We start from the raw sequence: 1,463 nt of genomic DNA, 5'->3' as shown, positions 1-1,463 counted from the left end.
CAGATCGAGCACCAGGTTGCGCCGCTCCAGAGCACGCTCCGGATAGCGCCGCGGATTGTAATAGGAGGGACCTTTGACCATCCCCACCAGCAGCGCGACCTGATGCAATTTGAGTTCGGACAGCGGCTGGCTGAAGAAGAACTGGCTGGCCAGGCCGAAACCGTGCACCGCTCGCTGGCCGTCCTGGCCGACAAAGACCTCGTTGAGGTAAGCCTCGAGAATCTCGCGCTTGTCGTAATGCAGCTCCAGCAGCAGCGCCATCATCGCTTCATTGAGTTTGCGCGACAGGCTGCGTTCATTGGTCAGGAAGAAGTTCTTCACCAATTGCTGGGTCAGGGTACTGCCGCCCTGACGCATCTGGCCCGACGAAGTGTTGACCCAGATCGCCCGGGCAATCGACTTCGGCGATACCCCGAAGTGCGAATAGAAGTCACGGTCTTCCACCGCCACCAGGGTTTCCAGCAGATAGGGTGGAACCTGATCGATCTTGATCAGGATCCGGTCCTCCAGGTTTTTCGGATACAGGCCACCGATCAGCAACGGCTCCAGCCGCACGACCGCCAGCTTGGCGCCCTTGCTGCCGGACAGCTCCGCCACATAGTCACCGGAGAAACGCACGCGAACCGGCTGCGCCTGCTCCAATCCCTCATAGAACTGGAAGCCACGGGTATTCAAGTCGACAGTGTTACCGCTGACCGCAGCAGCGCCGGGGCCGTTGGCGACACTTTCGCGACGATAGCCCAGGGCATCGAGCTCGGTCAGGAAGTCGTCCTTGCTGAGCTTTTGTCCGACGAACAGCTCCAGCGGCCGGGCATAGACCTTGGCCGGGATGGTCCAGCGCTTGCCGGAGAATTTTTCCTGGACCACAGCATCGAGGTAAACCGCAAAGCCGGCGAGCACCACCAAGCCGACCAGACTGAGCTTGAGCGCCCAGCCCAGCCAGGGGCGCAGGCCACCAGAGGGAGTTTTTTTAGCGGAACGAGGGGATCGGGTACGAGTCATGGCGGCGGATTATACGCACTTTATTCATCCTCAACATGCGCCACCCGAGGTTTGCGTTACCCCTCCCAGCGGCCATAATGACGCCCTCGATTTTCCCGACTCTGAAGGATCGCCTGTGAGCCAGTCACTGATCGCCGCCCTGCAAAACCCCGCTTTGTATCCTCATCCCGTAGAAGGGTTTCAGGTCATCGAAACCCACATCTCCTGGGTACTGCTCACCGGCCCCTTTGCTTATAAAGTGAAGAAGCCGGTGAACTTCGGTTTCCTCGATTTCACCAGTCTGGATGCCCGGGCGCATTTCTGCGGTGAAGAGCTGCGCCTGAACCAGCGTCTGACCCAGGACCTGTACCTGGAAGTCCTGCCGATCACCGGTAGCGCCGAAGCCCCGGAACTGGGCGGCAGCGGCCCGGTCATCGAATACGCGCTGAAAATGCGCCAGTTCCCCCAAAGCCAGTTGCTCA

The 1,463-nt window shown here is 60.0% G+C and carries 1 protein-coding gene and 1 pseudogene; one reads left to right on the top strand and one right to left on the bottom strand.

What is annotated here, in order from left to right:
• On the bottom strand, positions 1-1,002 hold a 1,002-nt coding region (locus tag BLX41_RS35135), incomplete at its 3' end, for a transglycosylase domain-containing protein (RefSeq protein ID WP_259744744.1).
• Between the two features lie 115 nt (positions 1,003-1,117).
• Here BLX41_RS35135 and BLX41_RS35130 point away from each other — a divergent pair.
• A pseudogene (locus BLX41_RS35130) lies at positions 1,118-1,463 on the top strand (hypothetical protein); the annotation flags it as partial.

This window comes from Pseudomonas protegens (genome assembly GCF_003732485.1).
Lineage (GTDB): Bacteria > Pseudomonadota > Gammaproteobacteria > Pseudomonadales > Pseudomonadaceae > Aquipseudomonas > Aquipseudomonas protegens_B.
Note: the sequence above shows the minus strand (reverse complement) of the source record. Positions and strands in the feature narration are given on the sequence as shown.